We start from the raw sequence: 22,146 nt of genomic DNA on the forward strand, positions 1-22,146 counted from the left end.
TTGCCCAAGTCCAGCCGGGATAACCTGGTGATGCAGATCGTCGATACCTCCGACACTGAGCAACGGGTGCTGTATGCGTCGAGCAATGTGCCGGGCGACAGCGACCTTGTCGCTGCCCGACGACTTACCCTCGGTGACCACGTCTACGCGCTGAGCCTGCGCGCCAGCGAGGTATTCGACAAGGCCAACCATTCTTCGACCCACACCATATTGGTCATGGGCGTGCTGCTGAGTGCGCTGCTCGCGGCTCTGCTCTATGTGCTGGTCAGCCAACGCCAGCGGGCGCTGGCACTGGTGGAGCAGCGTACCGCGCAGTTGCGCCTGCGTGAACAGGAACTGCGCGGCGCACACGGCCAATTGCGCAGTGTGCTGGACGCGGCAACGCACGTCGCAATCATTGCCACTGACTTGCGCGGAGTCATCAACATGTTCAATGCCGGCGCCGAACGGATGCTGGGATTCAAGAGCGAACACGTGGTGGGCCACCTGACGCTGGAAAGCCTGCATCTGGCCTCGGAGCTTGAGGCCCGCGCCACGCGTTTGAGCGCGGCGCTGGGCAAGCGTATTACGCCGAGCCAGGCGATGCTGGTGGAAAGCCCGGACAGGCAGCACGACGCCCGCGAGTGGACGCTGGTGCGTGAGGACGGCAGCCCTTTGACCGTGAATATGCTGGCCACAGTGTTGCTGGATGACCATGGCCTGTGGGTCGGGCACCTGGCCATTTACCTGGATGTCACTGAGCAGAAGCGCGCCTACGAGGCCTTGGCGGCGCGGGATCGCTTGCTGAAAAAACTCAGTGTCCATGTACCTGGCGGTATCTTCCAGTTCACGCTGGAGCCCCACGATCGCTGGCGCTTCATTTACACCAGCGAAGGCATGCGCGATATCTATGAAATCGAGCTTGGCGTGTTGCAGCAGGATGCGGGCAAAATCCTGGAGCGCATTCACCCCCAGGACCTTGAGCGGGTACGCGCGTCAATACGCTTGTCGGCGCTGCAATTGAGCCATTGGCGCGAAGAATATCGCGTGCAGTTGCCCCAGCGGGGCCTGCGCTGGATTCGTGGCGAAGCGACCCCGGAAGAATTACCCGGTGGCGGTACGTTGTGGCATGGCTATGTGTCGGATATTTCCGATCTAAAGCGCGTGGAAGACGAATTGCGCACGCTGTCCATCACCGACTCCCTGACCGGCATCCACAATCGTCGCTATTTCCAGGACCGCATGAAAGTCGAACTGCTGCGCCTGAACCGCACATCGGGAGCGCTGTCGGTGATCATGCTGGATATCGACCACTTCAAACGGATCAATGACCAGCACGGGCATGGTATCGGCGACGACGTATTGCGCGAGCTGTGCAAGCGAATCAGCCAGCGCCTGCGCCGCACCGACGTGTTCTGCCGGCTGGGTGGAGAAGAGTTCGTGGTGCTCTGCCCGCATACCGATAGCGCCCAGGCCTATTGCCTGGCGATGGAGTTGTGGCAGTCGTTGCGCAGTGTGCCGATGGCGCCGGTGGGCGTCGTCACCGCCAGCTTTGGGGTCGCCAGCTGGCGGATCGACGAAGGCATCGATGGGTTGCTGCTGCGCGCGGATTCGGCTGTCTATGTCGCCAAGCAGGCGGGCAGGGACCGGGTGGAACCCGCTCCCACAGACTGAACCGGTGCTCTAGAGCACCGGCGCGGCTGCCACTGCTTTCGGCTGGCGATACAGGTCAAGCAGCACCTGGTCCAGCACCGACGACGCGCCCCACGGCTTGGAATCGTTGAGAATCGCCACCACCGCCCAGGTGTTGCCATTGTTGTCGCGGCTGAACCCGGCGATGGCGCGCACGGTGTTCAAGGTGCCGGTCTTCACATGGGCTTCGCCGCGCATGGCTGTGGTCTTCAGGCGTTTACGCATGGTGCCGTCGGTGCCGGCGATCGGCAGCGAGCTGATGTATTCGGCGGCGTAGGGGCTTTTCCAGGCCGCTTGCAGCATGGCCGCCATCTCACGGGCGCTGACCCGTTCGGCGCGGGACAGGCCGGAACCATTCTCCATCACCAGGTGTGGCGCGGTAATGCCTTTCTTCGCCAGCCACTGACGCACCACGCGTTGCGCGGCCTTGGCATCGTCGCCATCGGCATCGTTGCGAAACTGCGCACCCAGGCTCAGGAACAGTTGCTGGGCCATGGTGTTGTTACTGTATTTATTGATGTCGCGGATGATTTCCGCCAGGTCCGGCGAGAACGCACGGGCCAACACTTTGGCGTCCTTGGGCACCGGCGCCTGGATATCGCGGCCCTGGATGGTGCCGCCCAACTCCTTCCAGATCGCACGCACGGCGCCGGCGGTGTAGGTGGCATGGTCGAGCAGCGACAGGTAGGTCTGCGAACTGCAACCGTCCGCCAACTGGCCACTGACGGTCACGGTCACACTGCCATCGGCGGCGGTCACCGGGCTGTAGCGTACGTCGCCGGTGCACTGTTTGGCGTTGGACACTTTCACCTGATTGTCGATGCGAATGCTCGCAATCGGCGGCTCGACCGACACGATCACCCGCCCGGCATCATTTCGCGTCACGAAGCGCAGGGCCTTGAGGTTGACCAGCAGGGCATCGGGCTTGACCAGGAACGGCTTGTTCTCGTCGTTGCCGTCGTCATTGAACTCCGGCAATTGGGGCTGCTGGAAGAAGTTGCGATCCAGGACCAGGTCGCCGGTGACCTGTTGTACGCCGTTGGCGCGCAGGTCGCGCATCAACAGCCAGAGTTTCTCCATGTTCAGCTTGGGATCGCCGCCGCCCTTGAGATACAGGTTGCCGCGCAACACGCCGCCACTGAGTACGCCGTCGGTGTAGAACTCGGTTTTCCACTGATGGTTGGGGCCGAGCATTTCCAGGGCCGCGTAGGTCGTCACCAGTTTCATGGTGGAGGCCGGGTTCACCGAAACGTCGGCATTGAACACGGTCGGCGTACCGGGGCCGTTCAAGGGCAACATCACCAGGGACAGGGCGGTATTTTGCAGTTTGGCCTTCTGAAGGGCCTGGGCAACACTGGGGGGCAGGGTGTTATTGACGGGGGCGGCGGTGGCATGCAGGGCCAATGGCAGAAGAACACCGGCGAGGAAAACAGAACGCAACGATTTGATCATAAAAAATAAGACCCTACTGCTGAGGAGGGTGAAAAAGGCGAGGGGTATACAAGAAAAATCCCTCATTGGTCATGAAAGTGTCGGCATTATGCCCCAAGCCGAGCTTACTTGTAGCTGAACGATAGCGGGTAATCCGGGTTTTTTTATCGGCCAAACGCCGCCCGTCCCAGAGAGTCGGGCAATTGCCGCCTTAAACTGCTAAAGTGCCGGCCGTTATTACTTAAGAGGATTGTTCCAATGGCGACTAACCGTTCCCAGCGTCTGCGCAAAAAACTGTGCGTTGATGAATTTCAAGAGCTGGGTTTCGAACTGAACCTGGACTTCAAAGAAGGCCTGAGTGAAGAAGCTATCGACGCTTTCCTCGAAGCATTCATCAAAGAAGCCATGGAAGCCAACGGTCTGGGTTATGTCGGCGGCGATGACTACGGTCTGGTTTGCCTGCAGAAGCGTGGCTCGGTCAACGAAGAGCAGCGTGCTGCCGTTGAAGCCTGGCTGAAAACCCGTTCCGAGCTGACCAAGGCTGAAGTCAGCCCGTTGCTGGACGTGTGGTATCCGGAAAAGCCGATCAACGCGGCCAAGTGATACTAAACAAAACGGCGACCTGAGGGTCGCCGTTTTTTTATGCCTTGCGCCCGTTCAGAATCAGCAGCGTCAACACTCCCGCCACAATCCCCCAGAACGCCGAACCAATGGAAAACAGCGTCAGGCCTGACGCGGTGACCATGAAGGTGATCAACGCCGCTTCCCGTTCCTTCGGCTCACTCATGGCGATGCTCAGGCCATTGATGATCGAGCCGAACAACGCCAGTGCCGCAATCGACAGCACCAGTTCCTTGGGCAACGCGGCGAAAAGCGCCGCCAATGTGGCGCCGAACACCCCGGCAATCCCGTAGAACACCCCGCACCAGACGGCTGCTGTATAGCGCTTGTTGCGGTCTTCGTGAGCGTGCGGCCCGGTGCAGATCGCCGCGCTGATGGCCGCCAGGTTGATGCCGTGGGAGCCAAAGGGCGCCAGCACCAGCGAGGCAAGGCCGGTGCTGGTGATCAGTGGCGAGGCCGGCACGGTGTAGCCGTCGGCGCGCAGCACGGCGACCCCCGGCATGTTCTGTGAGGTCATCGCCACCACGAACAGCGGGATACCGATGCTGATGGTCGCCGCCAGCGAAAAGTGCGGTGTGGTCCATACCGGTGTTGCGACTTCCAGATGAAAACCGCTGAAATCCAGCAACCCCATCAAGCCCGACAGCAGGGTGCCGCTCACCAGTGCGGCCAGCACCGCATAACGCGGCGACAGGCGCTTGATGATCAGGTAAGTGAAAAACATCCCCAGCACCAGGCCGGTGCGATGCTGCGCGGCGACGAAGATCTCACTGCCGATCTTGAACAGAATCCCCGCCAGCAACGCCGCCGCCAGCGATGCGGGGATACGCTTGACGAGTTTTTCAAAGCTGCCGGTCAGCCCGCAGAGGGTCACCAGCACTGCGCAGGTGATGTAGGCACCGATAGCCTCGCCGTAACTGACGCCGCCCAGGCTCGTGATCAACAGCGCCGCGCCGGGTGTCGACCAGGCGATGGTGATCGGCGTGCGATAGCGCAGGGACAGGCCGATGCTGCACACCGCCATGCCGATGGAAATCGCCCAGATCCACGAGGAAATCTGCGCCGTGGTCAAACCGGCGGCCTGGCCGGCCTGGAACATCAGCACCAGCGAGCTGGTGTAGCCGGTCATCATCGCGATGAAACCGGCGACGATGGCCGAAGGTGAAGTGTCGGCCAGCGGGCGCAGCGGCGCTTGGGTGGCGTCGGTCATGAAAGGGTGTTCCTTTTACCTGACTCCGCACGCGGTAGGAGCGAGCTTGCTCGCGAAAATCGCCAACGATAACGCGGGCAATCAGATTAAACGCGGCGCCCTTGGGTTCTTCGCGAGCAAGCTCGCTCCTACAGTGGGATGTCGTTCATGGGAAATCGTGGAATCAAGCCTAAACTCAAACGTAACGACCCATTGCAATACAGCCGGCGCCGCAAACAGCCGTACAGTGTGTTGGCGCATTGGGTTGTGTACAATGTGCCGTGTTTTCAGGCGATACTTGCCAGCGACTCCCTGTTGCCGTATTACCTTAAAGTTGTCGTATTACCGTTAATTCGCCGCCGTTCTCCCTACCCGAGTGCCCATGAACGAACAGTTGCAACCTCTCAAGAAACAACCGCGCGCCGGCAAGACCGGTCGCAGCGGAACCCAGGACGATATCGTCTACGCGCATATCTTCGAGGCGATCCTCGAACAACGCCTGGCACCTGGCACCAAATTGAGTGAAGAGGCACTGGGCGAAATCTTCGGCGTGAGCCGTACCATCATTCGCCGCGCGTTGTCGCGCCTGGCCCATGAGGGTGTGGTGTTGCTGCGGCCCAATCGTGGCGCGGTCGTCGCCAGCCCGAGCGTCGATGAAGCCCGCCAGGTGTTCATGGCGCGGCGTCTGGTGGAGCGGGCGATCACCGAGTTGGCGGTGCAGCACGCCACCGCCGAACAACTGGCCGAGTTGCGCCAGATGGTCAACGACGAACGCGACAGTTTCTCCCGTGGTGACCGTGGCGCCGGTATTCGCCTCTCCGGCGAATTTCACCTGAAGCTGGCCGAAGCGGCGAAGAATGCGCCGCTGATCAGCTTCCAGCGCAGCCTGGTGTCCCAGACCTCATTGATCATCGCCCAGTACGAAAGCGGCAACCGCTCGCACTGTTCCTACGATGAGCACACCCAGCTGATCGACGCGATCGAAGCCCGGGATGCGGTACTGGCGGTGGATTTGATGATGCATCACATGGATCACATCGACAGCAAGCTCAACCTCGATGAGGAAAGTGCGTCGGATGATTTGCATGCGGTGTTCTCGCATCTGTTGCAGACCAAGAAGGCGGGGCGCTCTTCGGTAAAACTGTAGTTTCCCTGATTCACCGGGGATAAAAATGTGGGAGGGGGCTTGCCCCCGATAGCAGTGTGTCAGTCAATGCATAGGTTGGCTGATCCACCGCAATCGGAGGCAAGCCCCCTCCCACATTGGTTTTTTGGTGCCTCTGAAATTAGCGTTGATGCACCAGATTGCCGGCCGCGTAGGTCTGCAATACCGCCCGATCATCTCCCAATGTCATCAACACGAACAACGTCTCGGCAATGTTATTGGCCTGCTTCAAGCGGTAGCTGAGCAGCGGCGTGGCGTTGTAGTCCAGCACCAGGAAGTCCGCGTCCGTGCCCGGCTGCAAAGTGCCGATCCGGTCTTCCAGGCGCAACGCCCGCGCGCCGCCCAGGGTGGCCAGGTACAGCGACTTGAACGGGCTCAACCGCGCGCCCTGCAATTGCATGACCTTGTAGGCTTCATTCAGCGTTTGCAGCAGCGAGAAGCTGGTGCCGCCGCCCACGTCGGTGCCCAGGCCGACATTCAGTGTGTGCTTCTCGGCCATCGGCAGGTTGAACAGGCCACTGCCGAGGAACAGGTTCGACGTCGGGCAGAACGCCACGGCCGAGCCGGTCTGCGCCAGCCGGGCACACTCGTCGTCACACAGATGCACGCCGTGGGCAAACACCGAGCGTTCGCCCAGCAATTTGTAGTGGTCGTACACATCCAGATAGCCTTTGCGCTCCGGGAACAACTCCTTCACCCATTCGACTTCCTGCTTGTTCTCACTGATGTGGGTCTGCATGTACAGGTCCGGGTACTCGCCCAGCAGTTGCCCGGCCAGCGCCAGTTGCTCCGGCGTGCTGGTCGGCGCAAAGCGCGGCGTGACGGCATAGTGCAGGCGGCCCTTGCCGTGCCAGCGCTCGATCAGCGCCTTGCTTTCCTGGTAGCCGGATTGCGGCGTATCGGTCAGGTAGTCCGGCGCGTTGCGATCCATCATCACCTTGCCGGCGATCATGCGCAGGTCGAGTTTTTCGGCCGCTTCAAAGAACGCGTTTACTGACTGCGGATGCACACTGCCGAACACCAGCGCGGTGGTGGTGCCGTTGCGCAGCAGTTCCTTGATGAAAATGTCCGCGACTTCCTCGGCGTGGGCCTTGTCGGCGAACTGGCTTTCACAGGGGAAGGTGTAGGTGTTGAGCCAGTCCAGCAACTGCTCGCCATAGGCGCCGACCATGCCGGTCTGCGGCAGGTGGATGTGGGTGTCGATCAGGCCGGGGGTGATCAATGCATCCTGGTAGTGAGTGATATCGATGTCAGCGGGCAACGTCGGCAGCAGGTCGCTGGCATGGCCGAGTGCACTGATCTGGCCGTTATCGATCACCAGCAGGCCGTCTTCGAAATATTCGTAGGACGCTTCAATGCCCACGATGGCAGGGTCGTCGATGCTGTGCAGGATGGCGGCGCGGTAGGCTTTGCGGGTCAAAGGCATGGTGATCTCAATTGATAGCTTGGCTGCGGCGTGACACCGGCAGCAATTTGGCAATGGGCTCGGCGCTGGCGGTGTGCTGGCCGAAATTGGCGTTATAGGTGGCGATGATTTCGCCGGCGATGGAGATGGCAATCTCCACCGGCAGTTTGCCCTTCACCTCGGTGAGGCCCATGGGGCAGCGCATGCGTTGCAGTTGCGCGGCATCGAAGCCGCGATCGCGCAGGCGGTGTTCGAATTTGACGCGTTTGGTTTTCGAGCCGATCAGGCCGAAGTAGGCAAAGTCATTGCGCTTGAGCAGGGCGGCGGTGAGTTCCAGGTCCAGCGCGTGGTTGTGGGTCATGACGATGCAGTAACTGCCCGCCGGCAAGTCGGCGATCTCGTCGACCGGCTCTTCGCTGACGATTTTACGCACGCCTTGCGGGATGTTCTCCGGGAATTCCTGCTCACGGGCATCGATCCAGCGCACCCGGCACGGCAGGCTCGCCAGCAACGGCACCAGCGCACGCCCCACGTGGCCGGCACCGAATACCGCGATGTGCGCCTGCACCTGGCCCATCGGTTCGAACAGCAGCACGGTGACGCCACCACAGCACTGGCCCAGGCTCGCGCCGAGGCTGAAGCGCTCCAGGTGGGTGTTCTGCTGGCCACGGGCGAGCATCTCGCGGGCGATCTGCATCGCCTTGTATTCCAGGTGCCCGCCGCCGATGGTGTCGAAAGTCTGCGCGGCACTGATTACCATCTTCGAACCGGCGTTGCGCGGCGTGGAGCCGAGCTCTTCGATGATGGTCACCAGTACGCAGGGCTCGCCCTGGTTCTGCAGGTCGGCGAGGGCGCTGATCCAGTTGTTCATAGTCACCTCTTGTGGTGTCTGTCAGGCCGTCATCGGGGGCAAGCCCACTCCCACACTTGAAGGTATTCACAGTTCAAAATGTGGGAGGGGGCTTGCCCCCGATGGCAGCGCCTCGGTCTAAAACGAAGCCAACTCGGTTTCGGTATCCACCGCCATAGCGGCGCTCAACTTGCGCATCTGCTCACACCCCCACAACACCCGCTCGGGCGTGGCCGGCGCGTCGATCTTCGGCTGCTGGCGATAGTCACCCAGGCTCGCCACCGCATCCTTGATCGCGCACCACGAAGCAATCCCGAGCATGAACGGCGGCTCGCCCACGGCCTTGGAATGGAACACCGTGTCTTCCGGGTTCTTGCGGTTTTCCACCAGCTTCACCCGCAGGTCCAGCGGCATGTCGGCCACCGCCGGGATCTTGTAGCTGGCCGGGCCATTGGTCATCAGCTTGCCCTTGTTGTTCCACACCAGCTCTTCCATGGTCAGCCAGCCCATGCCCTGGATGAACCCGCCTTCCACCTGGCCGATGTCGATGGCCGGGTTCAACGAGGCGCCCACGTCGTGGAGGATGTCGGTGCGCAGCATCTTGTATTCGCCGGTCAGGGTGTCGACGATCACCTCGCAGCAGGCCGCGCCGAAGGCGAAGTAATAGAAAGGCCGTCCGCGCGACTGGCTGCGGTCATAGAAAATCTTCGGGGTCTTGTAGAAGCCGGTGCTCGACAGCGAGACCTGGGCGAAATACGCCTGCTGGATCAGCGCCTCGAAGCTCAGGATCTGCTCACGCACGCGCACATGGCCGTTGCGAAATTCCACATCCGCTTCGCTGACGTCGTACTTGCGTGCGGCAAATTCCACCAGGCGCTGCTTGATGGTTTCGGCGGCGTTCTGGGCGGCCTTGCCGTTCAGGTCGGCACCGCTGGACGCCGCGGTTGGCGAGGTGTTCGGCACTTTGTCGGTGTTGGTCGCGGTGATCTGCACGCGGTCGATGTCGACCTGGAACACTTCGGCCACCACCTGGGCGACCTTGGTGTTCAGGCCCTGGCCCATTTCGGTTCCGCCATGGTTCAGGTGAATACTGCCGTCGGTGTAGATATGAATGAGCGCGCCGGCCTGGTTGAGAAAGCTTGCGGTAAACGAGATGCCGAATTTGACCGGGGTCAGCGCCAGGCCCTTTTTCAGGATCGGGCTGTGGGCGTTGTACAGGCGAATCGCTTCGCGGCGCTCGGCGTATTGGCTGCTTGCCTCCAGCTCGGCGGTCATTTCTTCGAGCATGTTGTGCTCGACGGTCTGGTAGTAGTGGGTGACGTTGCGCTCGGTCTTGCCGTAGTAGTTGGCCTTGCGCACGGCCAGTGGGTCCAGCGCCAGATGGCGGGCGATGGCGTCCATCACTTCCTCGATGGCGACCATGCCCTGGGGGCCGCCGAAGCCACGATAAGCCGTGTTCGAAGCCGTATTGGTCTTGCAGCGATGGCCGTTGACTGTGGCATCGCCCAGGTAATACGCGTTATCGGCGTGGAACATCGCGCGGTCGACAATCGAGTTGGACAGGTCCGGCGAACAGCCGCAGTTGCCGGCCAGCTCCAGGTTGATACCGTGCAAACGGCCGTTGTCGTCAAAGCCCACGTCATATTCGATGTAGAAAGGGTGGCGCTTGCCGGTCATCAGCATGTCTTCGACCCGTGGCAGGCGCATCTTGGTCGGTTGCCCGGTGAGGCGTGCCACCACCGCGCACAGGCAGGCGGGGCTGGCGGCCTGGGTTTCCTTGCCGCCAAACCCGCCGCCCATGCGGCGCATGTCGACGACGATCTTGTTCATCGACACATCGAGCACTTCGGCCACCAGTTTCTGCACTTCGGTGGGGTTTTGCGTGGAGCAGTAGACGATCATGCCGCCGTCTTCGGTGGGCATCACCGAAGAAATCTGCGTCTCCAGGTAGAAATGCTCCTGGCCGCCGATATGCAGCGTGCCCTGGATACGGTGTTTCGCGCTCGCCAGCGCGCCGGCCGCATCACCGCGTTGATGGGTGTGGCTGTCGAGCACGAAGTGTTTGTTGCGAAACGCCTCGACCACATCCAGCACCGGCTCCAGGTCTTCGTATTCGATCACCGCCGCCATCGCGGCTTTACGCGCGGTCTCAAGATCGCGGGCGGCCACGGCCAGCACCACCTGGCCGACGAACTGCACGGTGTCGATGGCCAGCAACGGATCGCCGGGCATCAATGGGCCGATGTCCTTGAGGCCCGGTACGTCTTCGTGGGTAATCACGATGCGCACGCCGTCGAAGGCATAGCAGGGCGCGGTGTCGATGCTGAGGATTTTCGCGTGGGCGCGGTCGGACATGCGCGCATACAGGTGCAACTGGTTGGGAAATTCGAGGCGGTCGTCGATGTACTGCGCCTCGCCGCTGACATGCTTGGCGGCGCTGTCATGCTTGACGCTACGGCCGACGCCGGAGGTCAGGTCCTGGGCAAACAGCTCGGCCAGTTCGGCCTGGGTTTTTACCACGGCGTGATGGTTAGACATAAGCGGTCACCCGAGTCTCGATGTGCGGCGTTTGCAGTTCGATGAAGTATTTGCGCAGCAGGTTCTGCGCGCTGAGCAGGCGGTATTCCTTGCTGGCGCGGAAGTCCGACAGCGGGGTGAAGTCCTGGGCCAGGGCGGCGCAGGCTTTCTCCACGGCGGCAGCGTTCCAGGTGGCGCCGACCAGTACCGTTTCGCAGTGCCTGGCGCGCTTGGGGGTAGCGGCCATGCCGCCGAAGGCGACGCGGGCCTCGCTGATTACACCGTTGTCGAGCTTCAGGTTGAAGGCGGCGCACACAGCGGAGATGTCATCGTCCAAACGCTTGGACACCTTGTAGGCGCGAAACAGTGAATGGCCCTTGGGCACGATGATCTTCTCGATGAATTCGCTGTCCTGGCGGGCAGTGACGCGGTAGTCGATAAAGTAGTCTTCCAGCGCCAGGGTGCGGCGGGTCTGGCCCTTGCACAGCACAATCTGCGCACCGAGGGCGATCAGCAGCGGCGGTGAATCGCCGATGGGCGAGGCGTTGCCGATATTGCCGCCCAGGGTGCCCTGGTTGCGGATCTGCAGGGAGGCGAAGCGGTGCAGCAAGTCGCCAAAATCGGGGTATTCGTGGTGCAGCGCGGTGTAGCAGTCGGAAAGGGCGGTGGCGGCGCCGATTTCCAGGCGGTCGTCGAAGGATTCGATGCGCTTCATCTCTTCGATATTGCCCACGTAGATCATCACCGGCAGGGTGCGATGGAACTGGGTGACTTCCAGCGCCAGGTCGGTGCCGCCGGCCAGCAGGCGGGCTTGCGGGTAGGCGTCGTAGAGATCGGCCAGGTCGGCGACCGTCAACGGCACCAGGCAGCGTTTGTCGCCGCTGTTGAGTTCGCCGGTTTGCGTTGGTGCAATCGCCTTGAGCTGCGCGATGGTCTGGGCTTCACGGCTGTCGAACTGGTCCTGGAGCTTGTTGCAACAGGCCTGTTCGGCCGCCGCCAGAATCGGGCGGTAACCGGTGCAGCGGCACAGGTTGCCGGCCAGGGCTTCGTGGGCTTTCTGGCTGTCGGGCGCGTCGCTGTTCTTTTGCAGGGCAAACAACGACATCACGAAGCCCGGGGTGCAAAAGCCGCACTGCGAGCCGTGGCACTCGACCATCGCCTGCTGCACGCTGTGCAGTTGGCCCTGATGCTTGAGGTCTTCGACACTGATCAGTTGCTTGCCGTGCAACGACGAGACAAAGGTCAGGCACGAATTGAGGCTGCGATAACGGATCTGCTCAACGCCTTGATCGTTGCGGTGCAACTCGCCGACCACCACGGTGCACGCACCGCAGTCGCCGCTGGCGCAGCCTTCCTTGGTTCCGGATTTGCCCACATGCTCACGCAAATAGTTGAGCACGGTCAGGTTGGGGTCCAGGGCGTGCTCGCTACGGAGTTCCTGGTTAAGTAAAAACTGGATCACGGAAGGCCTCGCAGACTCATTATTGTTGTTAACCGCTTTGCGCCGAATCTAGTCATGTCTGACTTTTCGGTCAATGGTTTTCTGACCTAAGGGTCAAGAAAATCCGGTCACAACACATTCAATTATGGTCCAGTCTTCTGGAACCGTTGTTTTCAGGGGCTTATGGCTGTTCAGGCTTGCGTGTTTCATGCCAAATTCGCCACCGTGGGCGTAGCGCCATCAGCGGGCCAATGCGCTACACTGCCGCGCTTGTACCGATAGAAGATTTTGAAGGGAAAACATGACGTTCAAGGCGCCGGACAGTCTCGCCGAGCAAATCGCTCACCACCTCGCCGAACGTATCATTCGCGGCGATCTCAAGCCTGGGGAGCGGATCCAGGAACAGAAGGTCACGCTGGCGCTGAATGTCAGCCGTGGTTCCGTGCGCGAAGCCTTGCTGATCCTCGAACGCCGGCACCTGATCGCGATCCTGCCGCGCCGTGGCGCTCACGTCACCGAACTCACCGCACACAAGGTGCAGAGCCTGTGCACGTTGATGGGCGAGATGTACATCCTGCTTGGCAATGCAGTGGCCGAAGGCTGGCAGACCCAGGCCGACATGGCGCCATTCCTGCAAATCCAGCAGCGCCTGATGGGCAGCTACGAGCGCCAGGACATCCGTGCCTTTGTCGAAGAAAGCTTCAATGTGATGCGCGCCGCGTACCCCTTCGCCAACAATCCGTACCTGCAGGAGACCGTCGAGAACCTGCAGCCGGCGATGAACCGCGCCTATTACCTGGCCCTTGACCAGCGCAAGGCGGAAATGAGCGAGTACCTCGCGCTGTTCGAACAACTGCTCGCTGCCGTGCTGGCCCGCGACCTGACGCAGATCCGCCTGGTGCTGTCGGCTTACTGCCAGCGCAGCAGCTCGCTGGTCATCGCAGCGTTGGCGGACGCCTAAACGTGCGGCTCAAGTGCATCAAACTGGCGGGGTTCAAATCCTTCGTCGACCCGACCACGGTGAACTTCCCCAGTAACATGGCGGCGGTGGTCGGGCCCAATGGCTGCGGCAAGTCGAATATCATCGACGCCGTGCGCTGGGTGATGGGCGAGAGTTCGGCGAAAAACCTGCGCGGCGAGTCGATGACCGACGTCATCTTCAACGGTTCCACCAGCCGCAAACCGGTGAGCCAGGCCAGCATCGAGCTGGTGTTCGACAACTCCGACGGCACCCTGGTCGGCGAGTACGCGGCCTACGCGGAAATCTCCATTCGCCGTAAAGTCACGCGCGACAGCCAGAACAGTTATTTCCTCAACGGCACCAAATGCCGTCGACGCGACATCACCGATATCTTCCTCGGCACAGGCCTGGGCCCGCGCAGCTATTCGATCATCGAGCAGGGCATGATCTCCAAGCTGATCGAAGCCAAGCCCGAAGACCTGCGCAACTTTATCGAGGAAGCAGCCGGCATCTCCAAATACAAGGAGCGCCGCCGCGAGACCGAAAACCGCATCCGCCGCACCCATGAAAACCTCGCCCGCCTGACCGACCTGCGCGAAGAGCTGGAGCGCCAGTTGGAGCGCCTGCACCGCCAGGCGCAGGCGGCCGAGAAGTATCAGGAGTACAAGGCTGAAGAGCGCCAGCTCAAGGCACAACTGTCGGCCCTGCGCTGGCAGGCGCTGAACGACCAGGTCGGCCAGCGTGAAGCGATCATCGGCACCCAGGAAGTCAGCTTTGAAGCGCTGGTGGCCGAGCAGCGCAACGCCGACGCCAGCATCGAACGCCTGCGGGACGGGCACCATGAACTGTCCGAGCGCTTCAATCTGGTGCAGGGCCGCTTCTATTCGGTGGGCGGTGATATTGCCCGGGTCGAACAGAGCATCCAGCACGGCCAGCAGCGCCTGCGCCAGTTGCAGGACGATCTGAAGGAAGCCGAACGCGCACGCCTGGAGACCGAATCGCACCTGGGCCACGACCGTACCTTGCTGCTGACCCTGGGCGAAGAGCTGGACATGCTCACCCCCGAGCAGGAAATCACCAGCGCCGCCGCCGAAGAGGCCGCCGCCGCCCTGGAAGAAGCCGAAACCGGCATGCACGGCTGGCAGGAGCAGTGGGACACGTTCAACCTCAAATCCGCCGAACCGCGTCGCCAGGCCGAGGTGCAGCAGTCGCGTATCCAGCAACTGGAAACCAGCATGGAGCGCCTGGCTGAACGCCAGCGCCGCCTGCAGGAAGAGCGCGTGTTGCTCGCCGCCGACCCGGAAGACGCGGCGATCATGCAGTTGAGCGAGCAACTGGCCGAAAGCGAAATGACCCTCGAAGAGCTCGAGGCCAGCGAAACGCAGCAAGTGGAACGCCTCGAGCAATTGCGCCAGCAATTGCACACCGCGACCCAGGCGCAGCAACAGGCCCAGGGCGATCTGCAGCGCCTCAACGGGCGGCTGGCCTCATTGGAAGCCTTGCAGCAAGCCGCGCTGGACCCCGGCACCGGCACCGCCGAATGGCTGCGCGACCAGCACCTGGCCGAGCGCCCGCGCCTGGCCGAAGGCTTGAAGGTCGAGGCCGGTTGGGAACTGGCGGTGGAAACCGTGCTGGGCGCTGATCTGCAAGCGGTGCTGGTGGATGATTTTGGCGGCTTCGACCTGGCCGGTTTCACCCAGGGCGACCTGCGCCTGCTCAGTCCCGCAGCCGATGGCACGCGGGTGCCGGGCAGCCTGCTGGACAAGGTCGAGGCGGCGATTGACCTGTCGCCGTGGTTGGGCCAGGTCAAACCGGTCGAATCACTGGAGCAGGCCCTGGCCCAACGCGGCCAGTTAGCGGCCGGCGAAAGCCTGATCAGTCGCGACGGCTATTGGGTCGGCCGCCACTTCCTGCGCGTGCGCCGTGCCAGTGAGGCCGAAAGCGGCGTATTGGCCCGTGGCCAGGAAATCGTCAACCTGAGCGCCGAGCGTGAAGAGCGCGAGGCCACCCTCGAAAGCCTGGAAACCGAACTGCAAACCCTGCGCGCCACCCAGCGCCAGCAAGAGACCGGTCGCGAGCATCTGCGCCGCCTGTTGCAGGACGAAGCGCGCCAGCAGGGCGAACTCAAGGCCCAGCTCTCCGCGAGCAAGGCCAAGGTCGAACAACTGACCCTGCGCCGCACCCGCCTTGACGAAGAAGTCGCCGAAATGGGCGAGCAGCGTGCCCTGGAGCACGAACAGATCGGCGAAGCGCGCCTGCTGTTGCAGGAAGCCCTCGACAGCATGGCCCTGGACACCGAGCAGCGCGAACTGCTGCTGGCCCAGCGCGACAGCCTGCGCGAACGCCTCGACCGCGTGCGCCAGGAAGCCCGCCAGCACAAGGACCACGCGCACCAACTGGCGGTGCGCCTCGGCTCGCTGCGCGCCCAGCACACGTCCACGGCCCAGGCCCTTGAGCGCCTGGAGATGCAATCGGAACGCCTCACCGAAAAGCGCGAGCAACTGAGCCTCAACCTGGAGGAGGGCGAGGCGCCGCTGGAAGAGCTGCGCCTCAAGCTTGAAGAGTTGCTCGACAAGCGCATGAGCGTCGACGAAGAACTCAAGACCGCGCAGATCGCCCTGGAGGACGCCGACCGCGAACTGCGCGAGGCTGAAAAGCGCCGCACCACGGCCGAACAGCAATCCCAGCTGATTCGCGGTCAGCTCGAACAACAGCGCATGGAGTGGCAAGCCCTGACCGTGCGCCGTAAGACCCTGCAGGACCAGTTGCTCGAAGATGGCTACGACCTGCACGGCGTACTCAACACGCTGACCCCCCAGGCCAACGAAAAAGACGCCGAAGAAGAACTTGAGCGCATTGCCGCGCGTATCCAGCGACTGGGCGCGATCAACCTCGCGGCCATCGATGAGTACCAGCAGCAGTCCGAGCGCAAACGTTATCTGGATGCCCAGAACGCCGACCTGGTCGAAGCGCTGGACACCCTGGAAAACGTGATCCGCAAGATCGACAAGGAAACCCGCAACCGCTTCAAGGATACCTTTGATCAGATTAATGGCGGTTTACAGGCGTTATTCCCAAAAGTTTTCGGTGGTGGCAGTGCCTACTTGGAACTGACGGGCGAAGATCTACTCGATACAGGGGTAACGATCATGGCGCGGCCACCGGGCAAGAAGAACAGCACCATCCATTTGTTGTCCGGCGGCGAAAAGGCCCTGACGGCCCTGGCCCTGGTATTTGCCATCTTCAAGCTGAACCCGGCGCCGTTCTGCATGCTCGACGAAGTCGATGCACCGCTGGATGACGCTAACGTTGGACGCTACGCTCGGCTGGTCAAGGAGATGTCCCAGACGGTGCAGTTCATCTATATCACCCACAACAAGATCGCCATGGAAATGGCCGATCAGTTGATGGGCGTGACGATGCATGAGCCGGGCTGTTCGCGTTTGGTCGCCGTCGATGTGGAAGAAGCGATGGCGATGGTGGAATCCTGAGGTCTGTCAGGAAGGATTTTTACAGCACGCTGTAGGATGGTTTACCGGTCTGGGAAAAGTGGCAAATGGACATATTTGCTCAAGGCATTTTGACAGACGGTGTAAAGTTATCTTTGGTCGTGCTAGTTTAATGTCAATTTTTCGTATGCGTGGGCAAAACGTCAGTCAGAACATAGAGTTGGCGCCACGTTTTAAAGCGGTTTGCACGGTGCTAAACCCCTTATTTTTCAGCATTTTTTATTAGAGGCACGGGATTACATGGAAATCGGTCTGCGCGAGTGGCTGATCGTCATCGGCATCATTGTCATTGCCGGTATTCTTTTTGATGGCTGGCGCCGCATGCGCGGTGGCAAGGGCAAGCTTAAATTTCGCCTGGACCGAAACCTGTCCAACTTACCTGACGACGACGGCAGCGCCGAGCTGCTGGGGCCGCCCCGTGTGCTGGATACCCACAAGGAACCGCAGCTGGACGAGCACGACTTGCCGTCGATGAGCGCGCCGGTGCGTGAAGCCCGCGAGCCGTCGTCCAAGCGTGGCAAGCGCGGCAGTGCGGGCGTGGCCGAGCCGCATCAGGGCGACCTGAACCTGGACGTCGACGAAGGCCCGAGCTTCAGCAGCCGCGACGATGATTTTCCGGATGAAAACGGCGGCAAGGCCCCATCGCGCCAATCGGTCAACGATCAGCCGGCCGCTGAAGAAGTGCTGGTAATCAGTGTGATCTGCCGTGATGCCGGTGGCTTCAAAGGCCCGGCCCTGTTGCAGAACATCCTTGAGAGCGGCCTGCGCTTTGGCGAGATGGATATTTTCCACCGTCACGAAAGCATGGCCGGCAACGGCGAAGTGCTGTTTTCCATGGCCAACGCGGTCAAGCCCGGCACCTTCGATCTGGACGACATCGACCTGTTCAGCACCCCGGCGGTCAGTTTCTTCCTCGGCCTGCCAGGCCCGCGTCACCCCAAGCAAGCGTTCGACGTGATGGTGGCTGCGGCCCGCAAGCTGTCCCAGGAACTCAACGGCGAGCTCAAGGACGACCAACGCAGCGTCCTCACCGCCCAGACCATCGAGCATTACCGTCAGCGCATCGTCGAGTTCGAGCGTCGCGCCCTGACACAAAAACGCTGAGGATTACGCCTCGGCGTTGTCGGATAGAATAAGCGCACTACCATTTGAGCAGCTTCGGCTGCTCTTTTGCTTTTTGAGAGAACACCATGACCGCCGCCCATACCCGCATCCTCGAACTGCGCGCTGAACTGGATCAGCACAATTACCGTTACCACGTCCTTGACGAGCCGAGCATTCCGGACGTCGAGTACGACCGCTTGTTCCATGAGCTCAAGGCCCTGGAAGCCGAACATCCGGAACTGGTGACGCGTGATTCGCCGACACAGCGGGTCGGCAGCGCGGCGTTGTCGGCGTTTACTCAAGTCAGGCATGAAATCCCGATGCTCAGCCTCGGTAATGCCTTCGATGAAGCGACCATGCTGGAATTCGATCGCCGGGTGACCGAGGGCCTGGATCTGCCGGCCGGGGACTTGTTCGCCAGTGTCGAATACAGTTGCGAGCCGAAGCTGGATGGCCTGGCGGTCAGCCTGTTGTATCAGGATGGCGAACTGGTGCGCGGCGCCACTCGTGGCGACGGGACCACCGGCGAAGACATCAGCGTCAATGTGCGCACCGTGCGCAACATCCCGTTGAAGCTGCACGGCAGCGGCTGGCCGGCCACCCTGGAAGTGCGCGGTGAAGTGTTCATGTCCAAGGCCGGTTTCGAGCGCCTGAACGCCTCGCAACTGGAAGTCGGCGGCAAGACCTTCGCCAACCCGCGCAATGCAGCGGCCGGCAGCCTGCGCCAGCTGGATTCGAAGATCACCGCCAGCCGCCCGCTGGAATTCTGCTGCTATGGCATCGGCCAGGTGACGGCGGACATCAGTGACACCCATATCGGCAACCTCAAGCAGTTGCAGAAGTGGGGCATGCCGATCAGTCATGAACTGAAACTGGCCAAGGGCATTCAGGAATGCCTGGACTATTACCGCGACATCGGCGAGCGGCGTAACAGCCTGTCGTACGAGATCGACGGTGTCGTATTCAAGGTCAACAGTATTGCCGCCCAGCGGGAACTGGGCTTCCGCGCCCGCGAGCCGCGCTGGGCCATTGCGCATAAATTCCCGGCCATGGAAGAACTGACCGAGTTGCTCGACGTGGAATTCCAGGTCGGCCGTACCGGCGCCGTCACGCCCGTGGCGCGGTTGAAGGCGGTCAAGGTCGCCGGCGTGACCGTGTCCAACGCCACCCTGCACAACATGGACGAAGTGGCGCGCCTGGGCCTGATGATCGGCGACACGGTGATCATCCGCCGCGCCGGGGATGTGATCCCGCAGGTGGTCTCGGTGGTTACCGAGCGTCGTCCTGAACATGCCCGTGCGGTGCAGATCCCCGAAAGTTGCCCGGTGTGCGGCTCCCACGTGGAACGCACGCAACTGGTCAAGCGCAGCAAGGGCAAGGAAACCGTCAGCGAGGGCGCGGTGTACCGCTGCGTCGGGCGGCTGGCCTGTGGCGCGCAGCTCAAGCAGGCGATCATTCATTTCGTCTCGCGCCGCGCCATGGACATCGACGGCCTGGGCGACAAGACCATCGAGCAACTGGTGGATGAAAAACTCATCGGCTCGCCGGCCGATCTCTACAAACTCAAGTATGAGCAGATCATCGACCTGGAAGGCTTTGCCGATATTTCCAGCAAAAAGCTGATCGCCGCCATCGAAAACAGCAAGACGCCGACCCTGGCGCGGTTTATCTACGCCCTGGGCATTCCGGATGTAGGCGAGGAGACCGCCAAGGTGCTGGCGCGCTCCCTGGCGTCCCTGGAGCGGGTGCAGAAGGCCTTGCCGGAAGTGCTGACGTACTTGCCGGACGTGGGCCTGGAAGTGGCGCACGAAATCCACAGCTTCTTTGAAGACAGCCATAACCAGGAGGTGATTGGTGCGCTGCTGTCGCCCGATGAATGCGCCCTGCAAGTGCAGGAGCAGGGCGACCTGAGCGCCGAGTTCGCCGCCAGCACCACTCTCGGCGGCCTGCTCGACAAGCTGCACGTACCCTCCGTTGGGCCGGGTGCTGCGCAGAAACTGGCGGACAAGTTCGGCAGCCTCGAAGGCGTGATCAAGGCCGACTGGCTGGACATGCGCCAGGCCCTGCCCGAGAAGCAGGCCAAGGCCGTGCGCGACTTTTTTGATAGCGAAGACAACGCCAACCGCGCCCTGGCCATCGAGCAGCAGCTCAAGGACTTCGGCATGCACTGGCAGAGCGAGAAAAAGGTCGTCGAAGGCCTGCCGGAAGCCGGACACACCTGGGTGCTCACCGGCTCCCTGGAGTTGATGAGCCGCGACGTGGCCAAGGACAAGCTCGAAAGCCTGGGCGCCAAGGTGGCCGGTTCCGTTTCGGCCAAGACCCACTGCGTGGTGGCCGGGCCGGGCGCCGGTTCCAAATTGGCCAAGGCCAGCGAACTGGGGCTCAAAGTGCTCGACGAAGAGGCGTTCGTCGCTTTCCTCGCCAAGCACAACATTCCCGTCTGACGATCGTTCCCACGCTCCGCGTGGGAATGCCGCCCTGGACGCTCCGCGTCCGCTCTTCCAAGGCATGACGCAGAGCGTCAACGCATGCATGCCCACACGGAATGTGGGAACGATCCTGCGAGGGAAATGATCTAGTCTCAGTCACCCCTGGGAGAGATCGCCATGTTTCGCTACTTCGAGCAACTCAGCACGCGCATCGCCGCACCGTTCATGGCCGGATCCTCGCGTAACAGCAAGGTATGGCAATGCCGCTGCGGCCAGTCCTTGTTCTTTCGCAACAGCCAGTGCCTGGCCTGCTCGGCGCTGCTGGGCTACCACCCGCAGCAAAGCCGCTTGTCTTCACTGCAACCAGGTCCGGTGGCTGACACCTGGCTGCTGGACGCCGACCTCGACGCCGGCGCCTTCCGCCGCTGCGCCAACCTCCAGACCCCGGCGGCCTGCAACTGGCTGATTCCGGCGCACAGCACCTCGGCCCTGTGCGTAGCGTGCAGCCTGAACCGCACCATCCCGGATTTGTCCATCGCGGAAAATCCCGAGCGCTGGCGCAAGGTGGAAACCGCCAAGCGCCGACTGGTGGCCCAACTGATCAGCCTGGGCCTGCAGGTGGTGCCCAAAAGCGTCAACGAAGACACCGGCCTGGCGTTCGACTTCGTCGGCATCGACCTGCAAGGCAATGCGCCCACGACCGGTCACGCCAACGGCCTGATCACCCTCGACATCAAGGAAGCCGACGACGCCCATCGTGAAAAGGTTCGCGTACAGATGCACGAGCCCTATCGCACCTTGCTCGGTCACTTCCGCCATGAGGTCGGCCACTATTACTGGGACCGCCTGATCGCCAACAGCCACTGGCTCGAGCCGTTTCGCAACCTGTTCGGCGACGAACGCGCCAGTTACGCCGACGCGCTCGATCAGCACTACCAGAACGGCCCACGCCCGGACTGGCAGCAAACCTGCGTCAGCGCCTACGCCACCATGCACCCCTGGGAAGATTGGGCCGAGACCTGGGCGCATTACCTGCACATGATGGACGCGGTGGACACCGCCCTGGGGTTTGGCATGAGCGCTCGGGAGATGGACCTCGATTACCAGCCGTTTCCCCTGACCACCCTGTACGACCCCGAACACCCTGGTGGAGCGGCATTCCTCTCCTTCGTCAACGCCTGGATCGAACTGGCCGGCATGCTCAACGAACTGTCCCGCGCCATGGGCCAGCCGGATTTCTACCCCTTCGTGCTGCCGCCGGCGGTGATAGCCAAGTTGCACTTTATCCACCTGGTCATCCAGGAAGAGGGCGGCAGGGCCGATGAGGTCCTCCAGACACAATGATGAAAATGTGGGAGGGGCAAGCCCCAATGCCAGCCTGTAGGAGCGAGCTTGCTCGCGAAAAATTCACAGGCACCGCGTTCATTCAGAAAGCACGCGTTATCGTTGACGTTTTTCGCGAGCAAGCTCGCTCCTACAGAGTGGCTGGGAGAGCGTCATCATTGAAGGCTATGGCAAGTACTTGAAGCTTCTCATTTTTTACGGTTGTAACTTCCGATCAGATCGGTACAATGGCCCCGCTTGCCGAGAGGCCAGCGTCGTTATGGTGACCCCATCGGTCCCCCCGCAACGATCACCCGTGAACCTGGTCAGAGCCGGAAGGCAGCAGCCACAGCGGGAACATTGTGTGCCGGGGTGTGGCTGGTGGGGTTGCCTCCATAACGCTCCCTCCTGTAATACCCTCCCAGAAAAATCTCAGTTATTCAGCCAGTCATCTTTGACGCTTATTGCGCAGTGCATGACGACCCTTCCACGACTGGTGGCATACTCCCAAGCGTCTCTCTCCTGGCCAT

14 protein-coding genes and 1 other RNA gene are annotated in these 22,146 nt (G+C 61.7%); 9 read left to right on the forward strand and 6 right to left on the reverse strand.

Annotated features, from left to right (window positions below):
* A partial coding sequence (locus BFP90_RS24235; protein ID WP_256097511.1) for a sensor domain-containing diguanylate cyclase occupies positions 1-1,653 on the forward strand: 1,653 nt, incomplete at its 5' end.
* A gap of 9 nt (positions 1,654-1,662) precedes the next feature.
* On the opposite strand, the gene dacB is transcribed toward BFP90_RS24235, so the two are convergent.
* Positions 1,663-3,123, reverse strand: a complete 1,461-nt coding sequence (gene dacB / locus BFP90_RS24240; RefSeq protein ID WP_065887863.1) for a D-alanyl-D-alanine carboxypeptidase/D-alanyl-D-alanine endopeptidase — start codon at positions 3,121-3,123, stop codon at positions 1,663-1,665.
* Between the two features lie 237 nt (positions 3,124-3,360).
* Between dacB and BFP90_RS24245 the strand changes: the two genes are divergently transcribed.
* Complete coding sequence (locus BFP90_RS24245; RefSeq protein WP_057721210.1) at positions 3,361-3,705, forward strand: YggL family protein; 345 nt, start codon at positions 3,361-3,363, stop codon at positions 3,703-3,705.
* A gap of 37 nt (positions 3,706-3,742) precedes the next feature.
* Here the strand turns inward: BFP90_RS24245 and BFP90_RS24250 are convergent, their stop codons facing one another.
* Positions 3,743-4,933 carry a benzoate/H(+) symporter BenE family transporter gene (locus BFP90_RS24250; RefSeq protein ID WP_065898154.1) on the reverse strand — a complete coding sequence of 397 codons (1,191 nt, stop codon included), beginning with the start codon at positions 4,931-4,933 and terminating at the stop codon, positions 3,743-3,745.
* A 361-nt stretch (positions 4,934-5,294) separates the two neighbouring features.
* Between BFP90_RS24250 and BFP90_RS24255 the strand changes: the two genes are divergently transcribed.
* Positions 5,295-6,059 (forward strand): GntR family transcriptional regulator, encoded by a 765-nt coding sequence (locus BFP90_RS24255; protein ID WP_065887865.1) that lies wholly within the window; start codon positions 5,295-5,297, stop codon positions 6,057-6,059.
* Between the two features lie 139 nt (positions 6,060-6,198).
* Here BFP90_RS24255 and guaD read toward each other — a convergent pair whose 3' ends face one another.
* The 4 genes from guaD to xdhA all read right to left on the reverse strand — a co-directional run bounded on the left by guaD (position 6,199) and on the right by xdhA (position 12,311).
* Positions 6,199-7,503: a guanine deaminase gene (gene guaD, locus BFP90_RS24260; RefSeq protein ID WP_065887866.1), complete on the reverse strand. Its 1,305-nt coding sequence runs from the start codon at positions 7,501-7,503 to the stop codon at positions 6,199-6,201.
* Between the two features lie 7 nt (positions 7,504-7,510).
* Positions 7,511-8,353, reverse strand: a complete 843-nt coding sequence (gene xdhC, locus BFP90_RS24265) for a xanthine dehydrogenase accessory protein XdhC (protein WP_065898155.1) — start codon at positions 8,351-8,353, stop codon at positions 7,511-7,513.
* 117 nt (positions 8,354-8,470) lie between these two features.
* Positions 8,471-10,870 carry a xanthine dehydrogenase molybdopterin binding subunit gene (gene xdhB / locus BFP90_RS24270; RefSeq protein ID WP_065898156.1) on the reverse strand — a complete coding sequence of 800 codons (2,400 nt, stop codon included), beginning with the start codon at positions 10,868-10,870 and terminating at the stop codon, positions 8,471-8,473.
* Entirely contained in the window at positions 10,863-12,311 is a 1,449-nt protein-coding gene (gene xdhA, locus BFP90_RS24275; RefSeq protein WP_065898157.1) for a xanthine dehydrogenase small subunit, read from the reverse strand. The genes xdhB and xdhA overlap by 8 nt, the downstream gene beginning before the upstream one ends.
* 280 nt (positions 12,312-12,591) lie before the next feature.
* Here xdhA and BFP90_RS24280 point away from each other — a divergent pair, with 280 nt between their 5' ends.
* From BFP90_RS24280 to ffs, 6 genes are all read left to right on the forward strand, one after another.
* The gene (locus tag BFP90_RS24280) at positions 12,592-13,251 is read left to right on the forward strand and encodes a GntR family transcriptional regulator (RefSeq protein ID WP_065898158.1); all 660 of its coding nucleotides are present in this window, start codon (positions 12,592-12,594) and stop codon (positions 13,249-13,251) included.
* A gap of 2 nt (positions 13,252-13,253) precedes the next feature.
* Positions 13,254-16,742 carry a chromosome segregation protein SMC gene (gene smc / locus BFP90_RS24285; RefSeq protein WP_065898159.1) on the forward strand — a complete coding sequence of 1,163 codons (3,489 nt, stop codon included), beginning with the start codon at positions 13,254-13,256 and terminating at the stop codon, positions 16,740-16,742.
* Between the two features lie 258 nt (positions 16,743-17,000).
* Positions 17,001-17,864: a cell division protein ZipA gene (zipA, locus tag BFP90_RS24290; protein ID WP_065892358.1), complete on the forward strand. Its 864-nt coding sequence runs from the start codon at positions 17,001-17,003 to the stop codon at positions 17,862-17,864.
* Between the two features lie 86 nt (positions 17,865-17,950).
* Entirely contained in the window at positions 17,951-20,308 is a 2,358-nt protein-coding gene (gene ligA / locus BFP90_RS24295; protein ID WP_218061253.1) for an NAD-dependent DNA ligase LigA, read from the forward strand.
* Positions 20,309-20,470: 162 nt separating this feature from the next.
* A complete protein-coding gene (locus BFP90_RS24300) occupies positions 20,471-21,637 on the forward strand; it encodes a zinc-binding metallopeptidase family protein (RefSeq protein ID WP_065892360.1) in 1,167 nt (388 codons plus the stop codon).
* Between the two features lie 269 nt (positions 21,638-21,906).
* Positions 21,907-22,003, forward strand: an RNA gene (gene ffs / locus BFP90_RS24305) — signal recognition particle sRNA small type.
* Positions 22,004-22,146: the final 143 nt, after the last annotated feature.

Origin of the sequence: Pseudomonas sp. 24 E 13 (genome assembly GCF_900004715.1) — a bacterium.
Lineage (GTDB): Bacteria > Pseudomonadota > Gammaproteobacteria > Pseudomonadales > Pseudomonadaceae > Aquipseudomonas > Aquipseudomonas orientalis_A.